The organism is Saccharomonospora azurea NA-128 (assembly GCF_000231055.2).
Classification (GTDB): domain Bacteria; phylum Actinomycetota; class Actinomycetes; order Mycobacteriales; family Pseudonocardiaceae; genus Saccharomonospora; species Saccharomonospora azurea.
On sequence record NZ_CM001466.1, the window covers coordinates 3,603,658 to 3,606,870 of the forward strand.

Below are 3,213 nucleotides of genomic sequence, written 5' to 3' on the forward strand. Positions count from 1 at the left end.
ACCACCCGCGGCGAACCCGCCCGGACCGCCCGGGCCGGCACAGCCGTCCGCGCCACACCCGGGTGCGGCCGCCGTGGCCGTGGGCGCACCGAGGCAGGAACGCGAGAGCGTCGTCGCGTTGTTCGTCGTGCACATGTTCCCGATCGGGCACCTGCCCGTGGCCTCCGACCGGCCCGCGCGCCAGCTGCCCGTGCCGACGGGACACGGCGAGTGCGGCGTCGCCCGGTTCGAGCCCCACGACCATCCGGAGTCGCACCTCGTCGACGCCGAGGAGGCGTTGGCCGCGCTACGCTGCGGTGGTCGACGCCCGGCTCCGCCGCCGGCGGAGGTGCTTCCCTCGGTGCCGCCCGCACTGCTCGACGGGCACGAGCCGTTCGGTGAACTGTCCGAAGCGGAGTGGAACCGCCGCTACCTCGTCCGGGACGGGGATCGGCCCGAGTACGCGTGGCCTCCGCCCGAGAGCTATCCCGAGGGAGGGCACGAAGCGGGGGAACCCGTCGTGCTGGACGAGGGCACTGTGCTCGACCGCTTCGGCGACGCGCACGGCCGGGTGTTCGCGGCGGACGGAACCCCGTTCGCGCAGCGGTCGCTGCCGCCGGACCACCTCGACGGCGGCTACCGCCGGTACCGAGTGGTCACGCCACTGCCCGTGTGGAGGGCGATCTCGGCGCCCTGGTTCGGTCAACCTGGTGGCGGTGTGCGCTACCGCACGGTGTACTCGGCAGCGGAGCTGGTGGTGCTCGGCCACCTGGCGGACATCACGTTCGAGGAGAGGGCATGAACACCGAGTCGATCAAGCGTTGGCTGGATGCCGTGGGTGTGCCCGGCGAAGTCGTCTCGATCGGCAGCGAGACCGACAACGCCTGGTGCCTGCTCCGCGTCGAGGAGGACGGCGCCGACGGGCTGGTCGCCTGGGAGGTCTTCTGGCGGGAGCAGGGCAACCGCTACGACTGGGCCCGGTTCTCCAACGAGCAGGTCGCGTGTCACTACCTGTTCGGCCGGCTCGCGTGGGCCCAGGTGGCCAGAGGTGCCGTCGGCGTGCTGCCGTGAGCCACTCACGTCCGTAGTCGGGTCAGGACCCGGTCCGGTGCGGTGCGCACCGTGTGCGGCATGCCCTCGCGCCGCAGGTCGGTGAGGAACTGTTCGTTGATCCCGCCGGGAGTCAGGTGCTTCTCGGCCACCTGGCCGAAGACGGCTGCGGGGACGAGGTCGTCGGGTACCTCACCCGTCCTGCCGGGCGAGGAGCTCCAACGCCCGCTCGTGCACGAGGCCGTTGGTCGACAGCGCCGAACCGCCGTCGATGCCCGGCTGCCCGGAGAGGTCGCTGAACCGGCCGCCCGCCTCGCTGACCAGCACGCGCATCGGCGCCACGTCCCAGGGATTCACGATCGGTTCGACCGCGATGTCGAGGGCTCCCTCAGCGACGAGGCAGTGCTGCCAGAAGTCGCCGAAGGCCCGGCTCTCCCAGCAGGCGTCCACGAGCCGGAGGTACGCCTCCCGCGAGTGGTAGGTGTTCCACGAGCCGAGGTCGGTGGTCGAGAGGGTCGCGTCGTCGAGCGCGGCGACTCCGGACACCGAGATGCGGCGTTCCCCCGCCGCGTCCCGCAGCCACGCACCCTCGCCCGTGGCGGCCCACCAGCGCCGGCCCAGCAGGGGTGCACTGACCAGGCCGACCACGGGCACGCCGTCCTCCACGAGCGCGATCAAGGTGGCCCACACCGGCACGCCGCGGAGGAAGTTCTTCGTGCCGTCGATCGGGTCGATCACCCAGACTCGTCCCGGCTGGGTGGCCGACCCACCGCGTTCCTCCCCCGCCACGGCGTCGTCGGGGCGCTCGGCGCCGAGCAGCGCTCGCACGGCGTCCTCGACGGCGGTGTCGGCGTCGGTCACGGGCGTGCGGTCGGGTTTGCTCTGCACGTCGAGGTCGAGTGCGCGGAAGCGCGCCGTGGTGATCGAGTCGGCGGCGTCCGCCAGTCGCTGTGCGAAGGCCAGGTCAACGGAGTATCCCAACACGGTCACGATGGTTTCATGTCGGTGCGCCGTAAGGTTGGCAAGGTGAGCGTGGTCCTACTTGCCGAAGACGATCCGGCGATCGCCGAACCGCTGTCGCGCGCGCTGCGCCGGGAGGGGTACGAGGTCACCGTGGTGGCCGACGGGCCGTCGGCGTTGGACGCCACGGCGCGCGAACGGGTCGATCTCCTCGTGCTCGACCTCGGGTTGCCCGGGATGGACGGCCTTGAGGTGTGCCGCAGACTGAGGGCCACCGACCAGGCGCTTCCGGTGTTGATGCTGACGGCGCGCACCGACGAGGTGGACTTCGTCGTGGGGCTCGACGCGGGCGCCGACGACTACGTCGCCAAGCCCTTCCGCCTCGCCGAGCTGTTGGCGCGGATCCGCGCGCTGCTGCGGCGTCGCGCCCCCGAGGTCCTGGAGTCCGGGGGCGTGCGCATGGACGTCGGTGCGCGGGTCGTCACCGTGGGCGGGTGCGAGGTCGCGCTGGCCAACAAGGAGTTCGAGCTGCTGCGGGTGCTGCTCACCAGGGCGGGCCAGGTCGTCAGCAGGGCGGAGATCCTCTCCGAGGTGTGGAACGACCTGTCGCCGGAGACGTCGCGGACGTCGAAGACGCTGGACATGCACATGTCGTGGCTGCGCCGCAAGCTCGCGAGGGCCGCGAACGGCACGGCCCGAAAGAGCGAGGAGCGCATCGCCACCGTGCGCGGGGTCGGTTTCCGCTTCAACACCGACTAGGACTTCATGCGTCGCCGCATCCTCTTCGCGATCCTCTCGGCCGTGGCCGTGACGGGCGTCGCGCTCGGCATCCCGCTCGGGGTCACCGGCTGGCTCTTCGTGGAGAACCTCACGCGGGAGGACCTGGCGTCGAACGCGCAGCGCATCGCCGCCATCCTGGACGACCAGTTGGCCGACGGTCGCCCGCTCGACCTCAGCCAGGTGCGGGTCGCGGTGCCGAGGACCGGCAACCTCGCCGTGATCAGGCAGGACGCGCCCGCGCTGCGCTACGGTCCTCCGCTCGGCGACGACGTCGTCGTGGAGACGGTGCCGATCGCGCAGAACGGCACCGTGCGGCTGGCCGTCCCGGCGCAGCCGATGCGTACCCAGCAGACGCAGGTCGCGGCGGCGGTGCTGCTGCTCGTGGTGCTGTCCGTCGGCACGGGGACCGTGGTGGCCACCGTGACCGCGCGCAGGCTCGCCCGG

5 protein-coding genes and 1 pseudogene are annotated in these 3,213 nt (G+C 72.1%); 4 read left to right on the forward strand and 2 right to left on the reverse strand.

Translation table 11 applies throughout. The annotated features are described in order from the left end of the window. Both SACAZDRAFT_RS16495 and SACAZDRAFT_RS16500 read left to right on the forward strand, forming a co-directional pair. A partial coding sequence (locus tag SACAZDRAFT_RS16495) for a TNT domain-containing protein (protein WP_005443572.1) occupies window positions 1–781 on the forward strand: 781 nt, incomplete at its 5' end. Then, window positions 778–1,050: a hypothetical protein gene (locus tag SACAZDRAFT_RS16500; RefSeq protein ID WP_005443573.1), complete on the forward strand. Its 273-nt coding sequence runs from the start codon at window positions 778–780 to the stop codon at window positions 1,048–1,050. The genes SACAZDRAFT_RS16495 and SACAZDRAFT_RS16500, both read left to right, overlap by 4 nt. Before the next feature lie 5 nt (window positions 1,051–1,055). Here the strand turns inward: SACAZDRAFT_RS16500 and SACAZDRAFT_RS24020 are convergent, their stop codons facing one another. After that, window positions 1,056–1,181 (reverse strand): hypothetical protein, encoded by a 126-nt coding sequence (locus SACAZDRAFT_RS24020; protein ID WP_269726589.1) that lies wholly within the window; start codon window positions 1,179–1,181, stop codon window positions 1,056–1,058. A 40-nt stretch (window positions 1,182–1,221) separates the two neighbouring features. Continuing rightward, window positions 1,222–2,019, reverse strand: coding sequence for a histidinol-phosphatase (gene hisN / locus SACAZDRAFT_RS16505; protein ID WP_005443574.1), 798 nt, complete (start codon window positions 2,017–2,019; stop codon window positions 1,222–1,224). A 9-nt stretch (window positions 2,020–2,028) separates the two neighbouring features. On the opposite strand from hisN, the gene SACAZDRAFT_RS16510 reads away from it, so the two are divergent. Together SACAZDRAFT_RS16510 and SACAZDRAFT_RS16515 are read left to right on the forward strand one after the other, a co-directional pair. Then, window positions 2,029–2,748, forward strand: coding sequence for a response regulator transcription factor (locus SACAZDRAFT_RS16510; RefSeq protein WP_005443576.1), 720 nt, complete (start codon window positions 2,029–2,031; stop codon window positions 2,746–2,748). A 6-nt stretch (window positions 2,749–2,754) separates the two neighbouring features. Beyond that, a pseudogene (locus tag SACAZDRAFT_RS16515) lies at window positions 2,755–3,213 on the forward strand (ATP-binding protein); the annotation flags it as partial.